Origin of the sequence: Herbidospora galbida, assembly GCF_005233835.1 — a bacterium.
GTDB classification, from domain to species: Bacteria; Actinomycetota; Actinomycetes; order Streptosporangiales; family Streptosporangiaceae; genus Herbidospora; species Herbidospora galbida.
In genome coordinates, this window is the sequence record NZ_SZQA01000060.1 from 14,293 (window position 1) to 28,973 (window position 14,681).

At 72.0% G+C, this 14,681-nt stretch carries 11 protein-coding genes; 4 read left to right on the forward strand and 7 right to left on the reverse strand.

Features of this window, described 5'->3' with window-relative positions; all coding sequences use genetic code 11:
* Nucleotides 1-72: 72 nt before the first annotated feature.
* Nucleotides 73-630: a riboflavin biosynthesis intermediates N-glycosidase gene (locus tag FDA94_RS36210; RefSeq protein WP_137251547.1), complete on the forward strand. Its 558-nt coding sequence runs from the start codon at nucleotides 73-75 to the stop codon at nucleotides 628-630.
* Here FDA94_RS36210 and FDA94_RS36215 read toward each other — a convergent pair.
* From FDA94_RS36215 to FDA94_RS36245, 7 genes are all read right to left on the reverse strand, one after another.
* Nucleotides 575-3,112: a sensor histidine kinase gene (locus tag FDA94_RS36215; protein ID WP_137251548.1), complete on the reverse strand. Its 2,538-nt coding sequence runs from the start codon at nucleotides 3,110-3,112 to the stop codon at nucleotides 575-577. The two genes, FDA94_RS36210 and FDA94_RS36215, sit on opposite strands and share 56 nt — an antisense overlap.
* Entirely contained in the window at nucleotides 3,109-3,867 is a 759-nt protein-coding gene (locus FDA94_RS36220; protein WP_246060346.1) for a potassium-transporting ATPase subunit C, read from the reverse strand. Before FDA94_RS36220 ends, FDA94_RS36215 begins: the two co-directional genes overlap by 4 nt.
* Nucleotides 3,864-5,867: a potassium-transporting ATPase subunit KdpB gene (gene kdpB / locus FDA94_RS36225; protein ID WP_137251549.1), complete on the reverse strand. Its 2,004-nt coding sequence runs from the start codon at nucleotides 5,865-5,867 to the stop codon at nucleotides 3,864-3,866. The genes FDA94_RS36220 and kdpB overlap by 4 nt, the downstream gene beginning before the upstream one ends.
* Entirely contained in the window at nucleotides 5,864-7,504 is a 1,641-nt protein-coding gene (gene kdpA / locus FDA94_RS36230; protein ID WP_137251550.1) for a potassium-transporting ATPase subunit KdpA, read from the reverse strand. The genes kdpB and kdpA overlap by 4 nt, the downstream gene beginning before the upstream one ends.
* Nucleotides 7,504-7,593, reverse strand: a complete 90-nt coding sequence (locus FDA94_RS36235) for a potassium-transporting ATPase subunit F (RefSeq protein WP_137251551.1) — start codon at nucleotides 7,591-7,593, stop codon at nucleotides 7,504-7,506. The genes kdpA and FDA94_RS36235 overlap by 1 nt, the downstream gene beginning before the upstream one ends.
* A 72-nt stretch (nucleotides 7,594-7,665) precedes the next feature.
* Nucleotides 7,666-9,561, reverse strand: coding sequence for an APC family permease (locus FDA94_RS36240; RefSeq protein ID WP_137251552.1), 1,896 nt, complete (start codon nucleotides 9,559-9,561; stop codon nucleotides 7,666-7,668).
* A gap of 19 nt (nucleotides 9,562-9,580) precedes the next feature.
* Complete coding sequence (locus FDA94_RS36245; RefSeq protein ID WP_137251553.1) at nucleotides 9,581-9,886, reverse strand: hypothetical protein; 306 nt, start codon at nucleotides 9,884-9,886, stop codon at nucleotides 9,581-9,583.
* A 147-nt stretch (nucleotides 9,887-10,033) separates the two neighbouring features.
* Between FDA94_RS36245 and FDA94_RS36250 the strand changes: the two genes are divergently transcribed.
* The 3 genes from FDA94_RS36250 to FDA94_RS36260 all read left to right on the forward strand — a co-directional run.
* Nucleotides 10,034-10,795, forward strand: a complete 762-nt coding sequence (locus FDA94_RS36250) for a VOC family protein (RefSeq protein ID WP_137251554.1) — start codon at nucleotides 10,034-10,036, stop codon at nucleotides 10,793-10,795.
* Nucleotides 10,796-10,928: 133 nt separating this feature from the next.
* The gene (glnII, locus tag FDA94_RS36255) at nucleotides 10,929-11,948 is read left to right on the forward strand and encodes a glutamine synthetase GlnII (RefSeq protein WP_137251555.1); all 1,020 of its coding nucleotides are present in this window, start codon (nucleotides 10,929-10,931) and stop codon (nucleotides 11,946-11,948) included.
* Nucleotides 11,949-12,231: 283 nt separating this feature from the next.
* Nucleotides 12,232-14,681: ATP-binding protein (locus FDA94_RS36260; protein WP_170991274.1), on the forward strand; the 2,450-nt coding region annotated here is incomplete at its 3' end.

A 14,681-nucleotide genomic window follows, 5' to 3' on the forward strand; every position in this document is an offset into this window, starting at 1 on the left:
CGGAACGACCAGCGCCGCCCCAAGCCGCCGCCGAAGCCGAAGAACGTCGGAGGGGCCCGTTAGGTTGACCGGGTGACGTTACCCCGCTCCGTCGAAGAAGCCGTCCACGCCGAGGCGTCCGGCCGGGCGCCGCGCTACCTCTTCTTCTGGGGCCACCGCCCACCTCGCGACGGCGGGGTGGGCGCGGGCTGCCTGAGCCAGTGGTGGGAGGCCGAGTTCACCGAAGACGGCCACGTGTTCCGCTCGGCCGAGCACTACATGATGGCCCACAAGGCCTGGCTGTTCGACGACGCCGAGACCGCCGCCGAGATCCTGGCGGCGGCCCATCCGGGCGAGGCCAAGAAGCTGGGCCGCAAGGTCCGCGGCTTCGACGACGCCGTCTGGACCGCCCACCGCTACGACATCGTCGTGAGGGCCGGCACCGCCAAGTTCGCCGCCCACCCCGCCCTGCGCGAGTTCCTGCTCGGCACTCGCGACCGGGTGCTGGTCGAGGCCAGCCCCTACGACCGCGTGTGGGGCATCGGCCTGACCGCGAGCGACGAGCGGGCCGCCTCCGCCGCGACGTGGCAGGGGCTCAACCTGCTCGGCTTCGCCCTGATGGAGGCCCGGGATCGGCTGACGGAAGGGTGAGGGTCATGGTCAGTCCGCCGCCCGGCGTCTCGTCCGGGGCGAGCGCGCCGCCCATCGCCTCGGCCAGCCCGCGCGACAGCGCGAGCCCCAGCCCGACCCCCGAGTGGTTGTCGCGGTCGCCGAGGCGCTGGAACGGCTGGAAGACCTGGTCGTGGGCCTCCGGCGGGATGCCGGGGCCGCGGTCGACCACGCGGATCTCCACCTTGTTGTCGTGGGAGCTGGCCGTCACCAGCACATACTCGGGGCTGTAGCGGAGGGCGTTCGACACCAGGTTGGCCAGCACCCGTTCCAGCAGGGCAGGGTCGGCGGTGACCTCGGGCAGGTCGTCGGGCACGTCGATGCGCACCCGCAGGTCCTCGACCGCCCTCGGCAGCACCTCCGCCAGCGCGACCGGCTGGAGGGCGACCCCGAGCACTCCGGCCTGCAGCCGGCTCATGTCGAGGAGGTTCTCCACCAGGCGGGTCAGCTTCACCAGCGACTCGTCGGCGGTGGCGAGCAGTTCGGCCTGGTCGGCGGCCGACCACGTCACGTCGGTGCTGCGCAGCCCCTCGACCGCCGCCTTCGCCGAGGCGAGGGGGGTGCGCAGGTCGTGGCTGACGGCGGCGAGCAGGGCGGTGCGCATCCGGTCGGCCTCGGCCAGCGGTTTGGCCTGTTCGGCCTCCTCCTCCAACCGGCGCTGGCGCAGCGCGACGGCCGTCTCGGCGGCGAAGGCCTCCAGCACGCGGCGGTCGGAGGCGCCCAGCAGGCGGCCTCTGACCGCCAGCACCAGGTTCCCGTCGATCACCACGTCGGTGTCGGCGGCCCCCGGGCTCGTGCACGGCACCCCTCCGGCGCTGGCGACGATGCGCCACGCCTCGGGGTCGGCGCGGTCGTCGAGGGCCGGGGCGGTGGCGCGTTCGAGCAGGGTGACCGAGGTCAGGCCGTAGGTCTCGCGGAGGCGGGCCAGCAGGGAGGGCAGCGCCGCCTCGCCGCGCAGCACGTGGCCCGCCAGGGTCGACAGCACCTCGGCGTCGGCGCCCGCCATGGCGGCCTCGCGGGTCCGGCGGGCGGCCAGGTCGACCACCAGGCTCACCATGACGGCGACCAGGACGTACACGAAGAGCGCGAGCAGGTTCTGCGGGTCGGCGACGGTGATCTTGTCGACCGGCGGGGTGAAGAAGTAGTTCAGCAGCAGGAAGCCGACGACGGCGGCCGTGATGGCCGGCGACATGCCGCCGACCAGGGCGACCATCACGACCAGCAGCAGGAACAGCAGGATCTCGCTGGGCAGCGCGAGCAGGTCGCGCAGCGGGTAGACGACGGCGGTCAGCGCGGGCATGCCGAGCAGCGCCGTCGCCCAGCCGGCCAGGCGGCGGGTGCGGGTCAGCGCGGCCCGGGAACCGGGCCGGGGCAGGCCGCGGCGGGCCTGCTGATGGGTGATCATGTGGACGTCGATCGACCCCGACCGTGCGATCGTCTCGGCCCCGACCCCCCGGAAGAGGATCTGCGCCAGCCGCCCCCGCCGCGACGCGCCCAGAACGAGCTGGGTGGCGTTCACCCCGCGGGCGAAGTCGAGCAGCGCCCGGGGCACGTCGTCGCCGACGACCTGGTGGTAGGTGCCGCCGAGCGCCTCGACCAGGGCCCGCTGCCGGGCCAGGTGGGCGGGGTCTCCCCCGACCAGGCCGTCGCCCTGGGTGACGTGGACGGCCAGCAGGTCGGCGCCCTTGGTCCGGGCGGTCACCCGGGCCGCGCGGCGGATCAGGGTGTCGCCCTCGGGGCCGCCGGTCAGCGCCACCACGACGCGTTCGCGGGCCTCCCACGTGGTGGCGATGCCGTGTTCGGCGCGGTAGCGGTCGAGCTGGTCGTCGACGCGTCCGGCCACCCACAGCAGCGCCAGTTCGCGCAGCGCGGTCAGGTTGCCGATCCGGAAGTAGTTCGACAGCGCCGCGTCCACCTTCTCGGGCGCGTAGACGTTGCCGTGGGCCATGCGGCGGCGCAGCGCCTCGGGCGACATGTCGACCAGCTCGATCTGGTCGGCCCGGCGGACCACCTCGTCGGGCACCGTCTCCCGCTGCGGGACGCCGGTGATCTCCTCGACGACGTCGTTGAGCGACTCCAGGTGCTGCACGTTCACCGTCGTGACGACGTCGATCCCGGCGTCGAGCAGCTCCTCGACGTCCTGCCAGCGCTTGGCGTTGCGCGACCCCGGCACGTTGGTGTGCGCGAGCTCGTCGACCAGGGCGACCTTCGGGCGGCGGGCCAGCACGGCGTCGACGTCCATCTCGGTGAAGAGCGTCCCCCGGTACGACAGTTCCCGGCGCGGCACCGCCTCCAGGCCCGCGAGCAGCGCGGCCGTCTTGGGGCGGCCGTGCGTCTCGACCAGGCCGACCACGACGTCGCGGCCCCGTTCGGAGGCACGGCGGCCCTCGCCGAGCATGGCGAAGGTCTTGCCGACGCCCGGGGCCGCGCCCAGGTAGACGCGCAGGCGGCCCCGGACCGTCATCGGTCGAGGTCCAGGTTGAGCGCCAGGACGTTGACGCCGGGCTCACCCATGAAGCCGAGAGCGGGGACGTCGGTATGGCGGCGGACAAGGGCGCGGACCTCCTCGACCGGGCGGCCGCGTTCCCTCGCGACGCGGACGACCTGGAGGTCGGCGTACCTGACCGAGATGTGCGGGTCGAGGCCGGACCCGCTCGCCGTCACCGCGTCCGGCGGGATGGTCCACCGGGCGCCGCCCCTGATGGGGACGGTCCGGCCGGCCGCGTAGCTCTGTCCCTTTTGGGCGCATTCGACGTTCACTCCCTGATATTCGGTCATGAAGGGCACCGCCGGGCACGGTTCGTTCACGCTGACCACCCGGCCCGGGAAGATCTTGAGCACCGCGCCGACCCCCGAGGCGGTGCAGAACGGCCGGGCGGCGCTCACCCCCTCCATCTCGCCGACCCGCCTGGATCGGGCGCAGACCTGGGTGAGCAGGCTGGGTCTCCCCGGTACGTCGACCACGCTCTCCGGGCCGAGGTTGCTCGCCCCGGTGCGGAGCACGTCGTAGCCGGTGGCCGAGGGGCGGCTCTGGAAGTAGCGGCGGTCCCCGGCGAAGTCCTGCGCGATCAGCCGGCTTCCCTTGGCGACGGGCGAGCCGTCGGCCTTGTGCTGGAAGAACACCCGGGCGACGCCCAGGACGGCCAGCGGATAGAGGCCGCCCGCGACCACGGTCAGCACCATCAGTGCGCGGATCGCCGCGCCGAGGCGGCGGGTCACGACAGCCCCGGCAGCTGATGGACGGCCAGGTCGATGAGCTTGATCCCGGCGAACGGGGCCAGCACGCCGCCCAGGCCGTAGACGGCGAGGTTGCGGCTGAGCATGGCCGAGGCGTTCGCCGGGCGGTAGGAGACGCCGCGGAGCGCGAGCGGGATGAGCGCCACGATGACCAGGGCGTTGAAGACGACCGCCGACAGGATCGCCGACTGCGGGGTGGCCAGGCGCATCACGTTCAGCGCGTCGAGGCCCGGATAGACGGCGGCGAAGACGGCCGGGATGATCGCGAAGTACTTCGCGATGTCGTTGGCGATGGAGAACGTCGTCAGCGCGCCCCGGGTGATCAGCAGTTGCTTGCCGATCTCGACGATCTCGATGAGCTTGGTCGGGTTGGAGTCGAGGTCGACCATGTTCCCGGCCTCCTTGGCCGCCGAGGTGCCGGTGTTCATGGCCACGCCGACGTCGGCCTGGGCCAGGGCGGGGGCGTCGTTGGTGCCGTCGCCGGTCATCGCGACCATCCGGCCGCCGAACTGCTCGCGGCGGATGAGGCCGAGCTTGTCCTCCGGGGTGGCTTCGGCGAGGAAGTCGTCCACGCCCGCCTCGTCGGCGATGGCCTTGGCCGTGAGGGGGTTGTCGCCGGTGATCATGACGGTCCGGATGCCCATGCGGCGCATCTCGTCGAAGCGCTCGCGCATGCCCTGCTTGACGACGTCCTTGAGGTGGATCACGCCGAGGACCCGGCCCCGTTCGGCCACCACGAGCGGGGTGCCGCCGCTGGCGGCGATGCCGTCGACCAGCGGGCCGATCTCGTCGGTGGGGCGGCCGCCGGCGTCGCGGACCCACTTCATGACGGCGGTCGCGGCGCCCTTGCGGATCTGCCGGTCACCGACGTCGACGCCGCTCATCCGGGTCCGCGCCGAGAACGGCACCCAGTGGGCCCCGGCGACCGGGCGTTCGCGCAGACCGAAGTGCTCCTTGGCGTAGACGACGATGGAGCGGCCCTCGGGAGTCTCGTCGGCCAGGCTGGAGAGCTGGGCGGCCTCGGCGAGGTCGCGGAGGTCGACGCCCTCGGCGGCCTGGAAGGCGGTGGCCTGCCGGTTGCCGAGGGTGATGGTGCCGGTCTTGTCGAGCAGCAGCGTCGACACGTCGCCGGCCGCCTCGACCGCCCGGCCGCTCATGGCCAGCACGTTGCGCCGCACCAGCCGGTCCATCCCGGCGATGCCGATCGCCGACAGCAGCGCCCCGATGGTGGTCGGGATCAGGCAGACCAGCAGCGCGACGAGCGTCACCCCGCTCACCCCGTCGGCGGTCAGGGCGGCGGAGTCCGGCACACCGGGATTGACGGCCTTGGAGTAGATCGCCATCGGCTGCATGGTGACCGTGGCCACCAGGAAGACGACGGTCAACGCGGCGAGCAGGATGTTCAGCGCGATCTCGTTGGGGGTCTTCTGCCGGTTGGCGCCCTCGACCAGGGCGATCATCCGGTCGACGAAGCTCTCGCCGGGCTGCTGGGTGATCCGCACGACGATCCGGTCGGACAGCACCTTCGTCCCGCCGGTGACGGCGCTCCGGTCGCCGCCCGACTCGCGGATGACCGGCGCCGACTCCCCGGTGACGGCCGACTCGTCGACGCTGGCGACGCCCTCGATCACGTCGCCGTCGCCCGGGATGACCTCCCCCGCCCCGACCACGACGACGTCGCCCTTCCTCAGCGCGGACGACGGGACGACCGACCCGTCGGCCAGCGTCGCCGTGGTGTCGCGCCGGGCCGCCCGCAGCGTCGCGGCCTGCGCCTTGCCCCGGCCCTCCGCGACCGACTCGGCCAGGTTCGCGAACAGGACGGTCAGCCAGAGCCAGACCACGATCGACCACGCGAAGAAGCCGGGCGACCCGACGGCCAGGGCGGTGGCGGCGACCGCGCCGACCTCGACGACGAACATCACCGGGTTGCGCCACAGGGTCAGCGGGCTGAGCTTGGCGAGGGCTCCCAGGAGGGCGTTCATCCGCCGACCCCCTCGGCCAGCGGCCCCAGGGCCAGCGCGGGCAGGAAGGTCAGCGCCACCACGACGACCGTCACGCCGACGACGAGGCCGACGAACTGCGGCCGGTGGGTGGGCAGCGTGCCCGCCGACGACGGCACCGGCGTCTGCCCGGCCAGCGACCCGGCCAGAGCCAGCACGAACACCATCGGCGCGAACCGGCCGAGCAGCATGGCCACGCCGAGGGCGACGTCCCACCACGGGGTGCTCGCGGCCAGCCCGGCGAACGCGGAGCCGTTGTTGCCGGCGGCGCTGGTGAACGCGTACAGGACCTCGGAGAGGCCGTGGGGGCCCGTGTTCAGCATCCCGGCGAGGCCCGCCCGGTTGGCGAGGGCCAGCGCGGTGCCGGTCAGCACCAGCACCGGGGTGACCAGGAAGTAGAGCGAGGCGAGCTTGATCTCCCGGGCGGCGATCTTCTTGCCCAGGTATTCGGGGGTGCGGCCGACCATCAGGCCGGCCACGAAGACCGTGATCACGGCGAGGATCAGCAGGCCGTAGAGGCCCGAGCCGACGCCGCCGGGGGCGACCTCGCCGAGCATCATGCCGGCCATGGTCATCATGCCGCCGAGCGGGGTGAACGAGTCGTGCGCCGCGTTGACCGCGCCGGTCGAGGTCAGGGTCGTGGACGCGGCGAAGGTGGCGCTCTCGGACAGGCCGAACCTCACCTCCTTGCCCTCCATCGCCATGCCCGCCGCCTGCGGGACGGTGGCCGCGCCGCGCAGTTCGAAGACGTTGGTCAGCACGGTCGAGGCGATCGCGATGACGGCCACGACGGCGACCAGGGCGTATCCCTGGCGGTTCTGGCCCACCATCCGGCCGAAGGTGCGCGGCAGCGCGACCGGGATGAGCAGCATGAGCAGGTTCTCTAGCCAGTTGGTCCAGCCGTTCGGGTTCTCCCACGGGTGCGCGGAGTTGGCGGCGTAGAACCCGCCGCCGTTGGTGCCGAGCTGTTTGACGGCCTCCTGGCTCGCGACCGGCCCGCCGGTCAGCGTGGTCGTCCCGCCCATGACGGCGGGCACCTCGTGGGGGCCGGCGAGGTTCTGCACCACGCCGCCCGCGACCAGCAGGACCGCGCCGGCGAAGGCGAGCGGGAGCAGGATCCGGTACGTGCCCCGGATCAGGTCGGCCCAGAAGTTGCCGATCGTGGCGCACTCACGGCGGGCGAACCCGCGCACCAGCGCCATCGCGACCGCCAGGCCCACGGCGGCCGAGGCGAAGTTCTGCACCGCCAGCCCGCTCATCTGAACGAGGTGCCCCATGGTGTTCTCACCGGCGTAGGACTGCCAGTTCGTGTTGGTCGCGAAGCTGACGGCCGTGTTCCACGCCACGTGGTCGGTGACCGGCGGGAACCCCAGGGACAGGAACAGGTGGTCCTGGACGCGCTGGAAGACGTACAGGAAGAGGATCGAGACCAGCGAGAAGGCCAGCACCGACCGCGCGTAGCCCGGCCACCGCTGCTCCTGGCGCGGCGCGACCCCGAGAAGGCGGTAGGTCAGGCGTTCGGCCCAGGTGTCGCGACAGCCCGAGTAGACCCGGTACATGTGGTCGCCCAGCGGCCGGTAGAGCAGCGCGAGCACGACGACCAGGGTGAGCGCGGTCATCAGAACCGCTCCGGGAACAACAGCGCCACGACGACGAAGGCCGCCAGCGCGACCGCGCCGACGAGCCCGAGGAGGTTGACGACGCTCACAGCCGCTCGACCGCCTTCACCAGCAGCGCGAACAGCGCGAAGAACGCGATCGTCAGCACGACGAGGATCAGGTCACCCCACATGGACGTGTGGCCTCCTCAGCGGATCGGGCTCGGCGAGCCGCAGCACCTCACGGGTCAGCGGCGGCACGTCGCCGCCGCCGAAGATCAGATAGCGGAGCATCGCGTTGATCGGGTTGCCCTCGGTCCAGTGGAAGTAGATGTTGGGCACCCGGCCGGTGCGGTCGCGCAGGTAGAGCAGCAGCGCGGCCAGCGCGTTGGGCACGGTCGAGCTCTCCACGTTCAGCACCTTGTGCCCGAACCGCTCCTCGCCCCGGACGTAGAGCTCGGTCTCGAACTCCGAGGCGTCGTTGATGGTGACCTCGACGAACATCGCCTGCTCCGAGGTGCGCAGCCGGTGCATGAACCAGTTCTCGCGCAGCTTGTCGTTGTATTCGGCCTGGTCGCGGCGCTGCGGCTCGTTGGCGATGAGGTGCAGCTCCCCGGCGCAGCACTCGTTGACGAACTCCTCGGCCAGCGGGTCGAGCCGCACCCGCGTCACCCGCAGCTCGGTCGACCGCGTCGCCCGCGAGATCAGCGAGGTGACCACGATGGCCACGATGAAGAACCCGGCGATCTTGACGCCGTCCGGCCGCTCGATCACGTTGTCGACCAGCGTGTACGTCAGCACCGCGCTGATGACCCCGAAGGCCCACGCGGCCCTGCGCCGCCCCTTCGCCCGGGTCGACAGGCAGCTCGCGACGGCCGCCGACAGCATCAGCACCAGCACGCCGGTGGCGTACGCGCCCGCCTGCTGGTCGACGTCGGCGTCGAAGATGAAGGTGATCACGAACGCGATGACGGTGAGGATCAGCACCAGCGGCCGGACCGCCGAGGCCCACTCGGGGGCCATGCCGTAGCGCGGCAGGAACCGGGGCACCAGGTTGATCAGCCCGGCCATCGCCGAGGCCCCGGCGAACCAGAGGATGGCGATGGTGCTGACGTCGTACAGGGTGCCGAACCACTCGCCCAGGTGGGCGTGCGCGAGATAGGCCAGCGCCCGGCCGTTGGCCTTGCCGTCGGGCTGGAACTCGTGCGCCGGGATCAGCAGGGTCGTCACGAAGCTGCTCAGGAGCAGGAACCCGCTCATGATCAGGGCGGCCGTGGTGAGCATCGTGCGGGCCGACCTGATCCGCTGCGGGATGTCGCCCCTGATCACCGGCATCACCGCGACCCCGGTCTCGAACCCCGACAGGCCCAGCGCCAGCCGGGGCATGACCAGCAGCGCCAGCCCGATCATGGCCAGCGGTGAGGCGTGCCGCGCCTCCAGCAGCCGGTCCCACTGGCCGAACACGGCCGGATCGGCCGCGACGCGCTCGACGGCCACCCCCACGACCACGGCGTTCAGCGCCAGGTAGAGCGCCACCAGCGCCGTCGCCACCCCGACGGCCTCGGTGAACCCGGCCAGGAAGATCGCCCCGAGGGCGGCAAGCAGCACGAGCGTGACCGGGATCCGCTGACCTTCGAGCCAGTGGGGAGCGAAGGGGTTCTCCATGATGTGGGCGGTCGCGTCGGCCGCCGACAGGGTCATGGTGATGACGAAGTCGGTGGCGGCGAAGCCGAGCAGGCAGAGCACGAAGAGCTTGCCCTGCCAGGCCGGGACGAGCCGCTCCAGCATCGCGATGGAGCCCGCGCCGTGAGGGCTCTCCCCGGCGACGTACCGGTAGACGGGCAGCGCCCCGAACAGGGTCAGCGCGACCAGGAACAGCGTCGCGACCGGCGACAGCGCGCCCGCCGCGAGGGCGGCGATGCCCGGCTGGTAGCCCAGGGTGGAGAAGTAGTCGACGCCGGTCAGGCACATGACCCGCCACCAGGCGTGCTTCTCCTCCGGGCCCTGCTCCAAGTGGCTCCGGTCGGCCGTGAGCCCGTTCAGGAGCCACCCCCGCAGGGCCACGGCCACCCCCCTCATCTGTGGAGGGGGAGATTTCTCATGATCGCAGGTGACCGTCGAAGAACCCGATGGGGGTGGCCTCTTCGCGGTGGGGGACGCCGTCGAGGCGCTGCCCGAGGGTCTTGGTGAAGGCGAGGAACGCCTCGAAGCGCATCAGGATCTGGAGGTCGTCGGTCGTGACGACGTGGACGAAGGTCAGGCCGTCGTCGAGCCGGTAGGACTGGTAGGTGATCCCGCCGGGTCGCTCACGGGCCAGCTCGGCGAAGACGTCCCGGACGAGGCGCACGTTCTCCTCGGCCTTCTCCTGGTCGGCGACGCGATAGCGGATGATCTGGGTCGGCATGAGCGGACCCTATCGAGAGGAGTCACGGGCGCCCCATTTCGCCGGAAACACTCCTCTTTATAGGGGGCTTCCTGAGCGATCTTGGAAAAACTGTCGGCAGGACGTGACAGAGTGCCGTCATCCGAAAATCCGTTCGAAGGAGCTCGCATGCTCACGACCGACTACCTGCCGGGCGCCCCCTGCTGGATCGACCTCGGCTCGCCCGACACCGACGCCTCCACCACGTTCTACGCCTCCGTGCTCGACTGGGACTTCCAGTCGGCCGGCCCCCAGGCGGGCGGCTACGGCTTCTTCCTCCACGACCGCAAGATCGTCGCCGCGATCGGCCCGCTGACCGAAGAGAACACCGGCTCGGCCTGGACGATCTACTTCGCCGTCCCCGACGCCGACGAGGCCGTCGCCCGCGCCGAGAAGGCCGGCGGCACGATCAGGGTCGCCCCCTACGACGTGTTCGACCAGGGCCGCACCGCCGCGCTGACCGACCCGGCCGGCGCCGACTTCGCGATCTGGCAGGGCCGGGGCCGCAAGGGCCTCGACGCCGTGACCGAGCCCGGCAGCCTGGGCTGGACCGAGCTCTACGTCGCCAGCCCGCCCGCCGTGGCGCCCTTCTACGAGGCGACCCTCGACCACCAGTCGATCGAGGCCACCGTCGCCGGGGTCGGTTACACGACGATCCGGCTGCCCGGCGGCGACCGCCCGACGATCGGCGGCGTGATCACCCTCAACCCGGGCACCAAGCCGTTCTGGCTGCCCTACTTCGAGGTCAGAGACGTCGACGCGGCCGTCGAGGCGACCGTCACCGAGGGCGGCACCATCCTCGACCCGCCCGTCTCGGTCGAGACCGTGGGCCGGTTCGCCGTCCTGGCCGACCAGTTCGGCGCCCGGTTCGCCGTGATCACCAGCAGCTGAACCGGACGATTTAACACAGCGACCTCCCGTTTCACACCGTGTTCACAAACGGGCAATGGACATGAAATGGCTTCTTGGGAATCTCGGCGTGGCGGCCAATAGACCCGGTCCGCCTCCGAGGAAGGGAAAGACGTTGGCGTTCAAGGCCGAGTACATCTGGATTGACGGCACTGAGCCGACCCCGAAGCTCCGGTCCAAGACCAAGGTGCTGGCGGACGGCGCCGAGCTCCCCACCTGGGGCTTCGACGGTTCGAGCACGAACCAGGCCGAGGGCCACGCCTCCGACTGCGTGCTCAAACCGGTCTTCTCGTGTCCCGACCCCATCCGGGGCGGCGACAACGTCCTGGTGCTGTGCGAGGTCTACAACGTCGACGGCTCGATCCACCCGACCAACACCCGGGCGCTGCTGACCCCGATCGCCGAGCAGTACGCCGGCCAGGAGTCGTGGTTCGGCATCGAGCAGGAGTACACCTTCTTCAAGGACGGCCGCCCCTACGGCTTCCCGGTCGGCGGCTTCCCCGGCCCGCAGGGCCCCTACTACTGCGGCATCGGCGCCGACGAGGTCGTCGGCCGTGACATCGTCGAAGCCCACATGGACGCCTGCATCGAGGCGGGCCTGGCGATCTCCGGCATCAACGCCGAGGTCATGCCCGGCCAGTGGGAGTTCCAGATCGGCCCGGCCGGCCCCGTCGAGGTCTCCGACCACATGTGGATGGCCCGCTACCTGCTCTACCGGATCGCCGAAGACTACGGCGTGTCGGCGACCCTCGACGCCAAGCCCGCCAAGGGCGACTGGAACGGCGCCGGCGCCCACACCAACTTCTCCACCAAGGCCATGCGCGAGGGCTACGACGCGATCATCGCGGCCTGCGAGGCGCTCGGCGGCGAGGGCAAGGTCGAGGAGCACATCGCCGGCTACGGTTTCGGCATCGAGCAGCGCCTCACCGGCCACCACGAGACCGCGCCCTTCAACGTCTACAGCTACGGCGTGTCCAACCGCGGCGCCTCGGTCCGCATCCCGTGGCAGGTCGAGGTCGACAAGAAGGGCTACATCGAAGACCGTCGCCCCAACGCCAACGCCGACCCCTACGTGGTCACCCGCCTGCTGGTGAACACCTGCTGCTCGGTCCTCGAGACCAAGGGCCTCGTGTAATCCGGCTCGGGTAACCCAAGCCGCGACCTCCGGCCCCTCCGCGCGAACAGGCGCGGAGGGGCCGCGTCCGTTTCGGCGCCCCCTAACCGGCGAAACGGACGACCCCGGCGTTGCCCGTGCGCGCCAGGTGTGACGGCGCCGCGCAAGAATCGACCAGATGCCCGTCACGATTTGCATGACTATGCGTGGAATGCACCGGTGATGCAGGGTAATGCCGGGCATCGTTTTCGCCGTCGCTGTACAGTCGCTGTGAGATACCAGGCAAGTGATCATGGTGCCGCCGATGAATGATCATTCTGCCCCCCTGGTCGGCCGGCGGGACGTGCTGAATGATCTTCGGGGGTCGCTGGACGCGATCGTGAGCGGAGAGTTCCGGCTGCTCGCGCTCGTCGGCGAGCCCGGAGCCGGGAAGACCCGGCTGCTGGCCGAGCTCGAAAGACTCGCCGGAGAACGCGACTGCCTCACACTCTGGGGCAGGGCGGCCGAGTTCGAACAGGTCATGCCCTTCTCCGCCCTGGTCGACGCCCTCGACGGCCACCTCGAAGAGACCCGCCACGAACACCTCGGCCACGACGCGCACGACGCTCACCTGCTGGCCTCCGTCTTCCCCGCGCTCGGGGCCGGCGCCGAACCCTCCGACGACGTCTCGGCCCTCGCCCGCTACCGCCTCTACCGCGCCGTCGCGCAGCTCCTCGCCCGGATCGCCCGGCCCAACGGGCTGGTGCTGGTGCTCGACGACGTCCACTGGGCCGACGACGCCACGGTCGAGTTCCTCGACCACGTCAGCCGGCACTCCCCCAAGGCGCCGCTGCTGGTCGTGGTGGCCTACCGGCCCAAGCAGGCGCCGCCGAGGCTGGCGCTCGGCGGGGCGCGCGTGTCGATCGGGCCGCTCTCGGAGGAGGAGGCCGGCGAGCTGCTCGGGCCGAACGTGAGCAGGAGCCGCAAGAAGGCCCTGTACGACGCCAGCGAGGGCTACCCCTTCTACTTACAGGCCCTGGCCCGGATCGAGGCCGGCGACCTGCCCGGCTCCAAGACCGACGCGCTCGCCCTGGAGCTGCGCGACCTGTCGGGCGACGCGCTGATCGTCGCCCAGGGCGCGGCGGTGGCCGCCGACGAGTTCGAGGCGGGCCTGGCCGCCGTGGCCGCCAAGGTGCCGCTCGCCACCGCCCTCGACGCGCTCGACGAACTGGTCGACCGCGACCTGGTGCGCCCCGGCGCGGGCGGGCGGTTCCGGTTCCGTCATCCGCTGGTGCGGCAGGCGGCGTACGAATCGGCCAAGGCCGGGTGGCGGCTGTCGGCCCATCGGCGGATCGCCGAACGGCTGGCCGAGGTCGACGCGCCGGCCCCGCTGCGCGCGGTTCACGTGGAACGTTCGGCGGCGTTCGGCGACCGTGACGCGGTCGACGTCCTGGTCACCGCCGCCCGGCACGTCTCCACCACCGCCCCGGCCACCTCGGCCCACTGGCTGCAGGCCGCGCTCGGGCTGCTGCCCGACACCACCGACCGGCTCGACCTGCTGCTGGAGCTGGCCCGCAACCAGACCGTCAGCGGACGCCTCACCGAGGCCAGGCACACCGCCTACGAGGTGCTGCGGCTGCTCCCCCGCGACGACTACGCCCGCCGGGCGCAGGCCGCCCGGTTCTGCGCCCTCGTCGAGCGGCTGCTCGACCGGCCCGGCGAAGGGCGGGCCGTCCTGGTGTCGGAGCTGCGGGAGATCCCCGAGCCGCGGCTCCCGGCGGCGCTGCCGATGCGGCTCCGCCTGGTCGCCGAGAGCCTGATGCGCGGCGACCACCGCGCCGGGCAGGCCGTGCTCGACTTCATGCCCGATGACAGCGACGACCCGGGCCTGCGGCTGGCCATCGCGATGCTGCGCCCGATGACCGCCTACGCCGGGCACCGCGTCGAGGAGGCGCTGGGCCACGTCGCCGCCGCGCAGGCGCTGGCCGAGGCCACCCCCGAGATCCACCAGCTCGCCTGGATGGACACGGTCGCCTGGATGTGCTGGTCGGAGATCTGGCTCGGGCAGCACCGCCCGGCGCTGGCCCGGTTCGAACGGGCGATCGCGGCGGTGAAGGCGACCGGGCAGACGTTCATCCTGACCAACATGCTGGCCGGGCTGGCCCGCCTCAACGGCGTGCTCGGGCGCATCCCCGAGGGCCAGATCGCCGCCGAGGAGTCGGCCGAGATCGCCCTGCTGCTCAACTCCGGCTACGCCCGCGTGGTCGCCATGGCCCAGCAGAGCCTCCTGGCCGGCGCGGCCGGTGACGACGAGGACGCCATCCGCCTGGGCCACGAGGCCGCCACCTCGGGCGTCAGCGTCAGCGAGTGGCCGGGCGCGCAGGCCCGCTTCGCCTACGCCACCGCCCTGGCCAACTCCGGCCGCATCGACGAGGAGGCCGTCGCGGCCGTCGAGGAGGACTTCGCCGGCGACCGGCTGGAGGAGTTCAGCATGCTCGCCTTCTGCGAGACCATGGCCTGCGCGCACGCCGCCAGGAACGAGCCGAAGGAGTCGGTCGCCTGGGCCGAGCGGGCGGCCTCGATGGTCCGTCCGGAGCTCGAACTCACCGACGGACTGGCCCGCCTGGCCCGCGCCCACGCGACGGTCGGCGCCGAGGCCGAAGACCTGGCGCTGACCGCCGCCGAGATCCTCACCAAGGCCGGCCACCGGCTCGACGCCGGCCGCGCGCTGCTGCGGGCGGGCGTGGCGTGCGTCGACGGGGGCCGCAAGCGGGC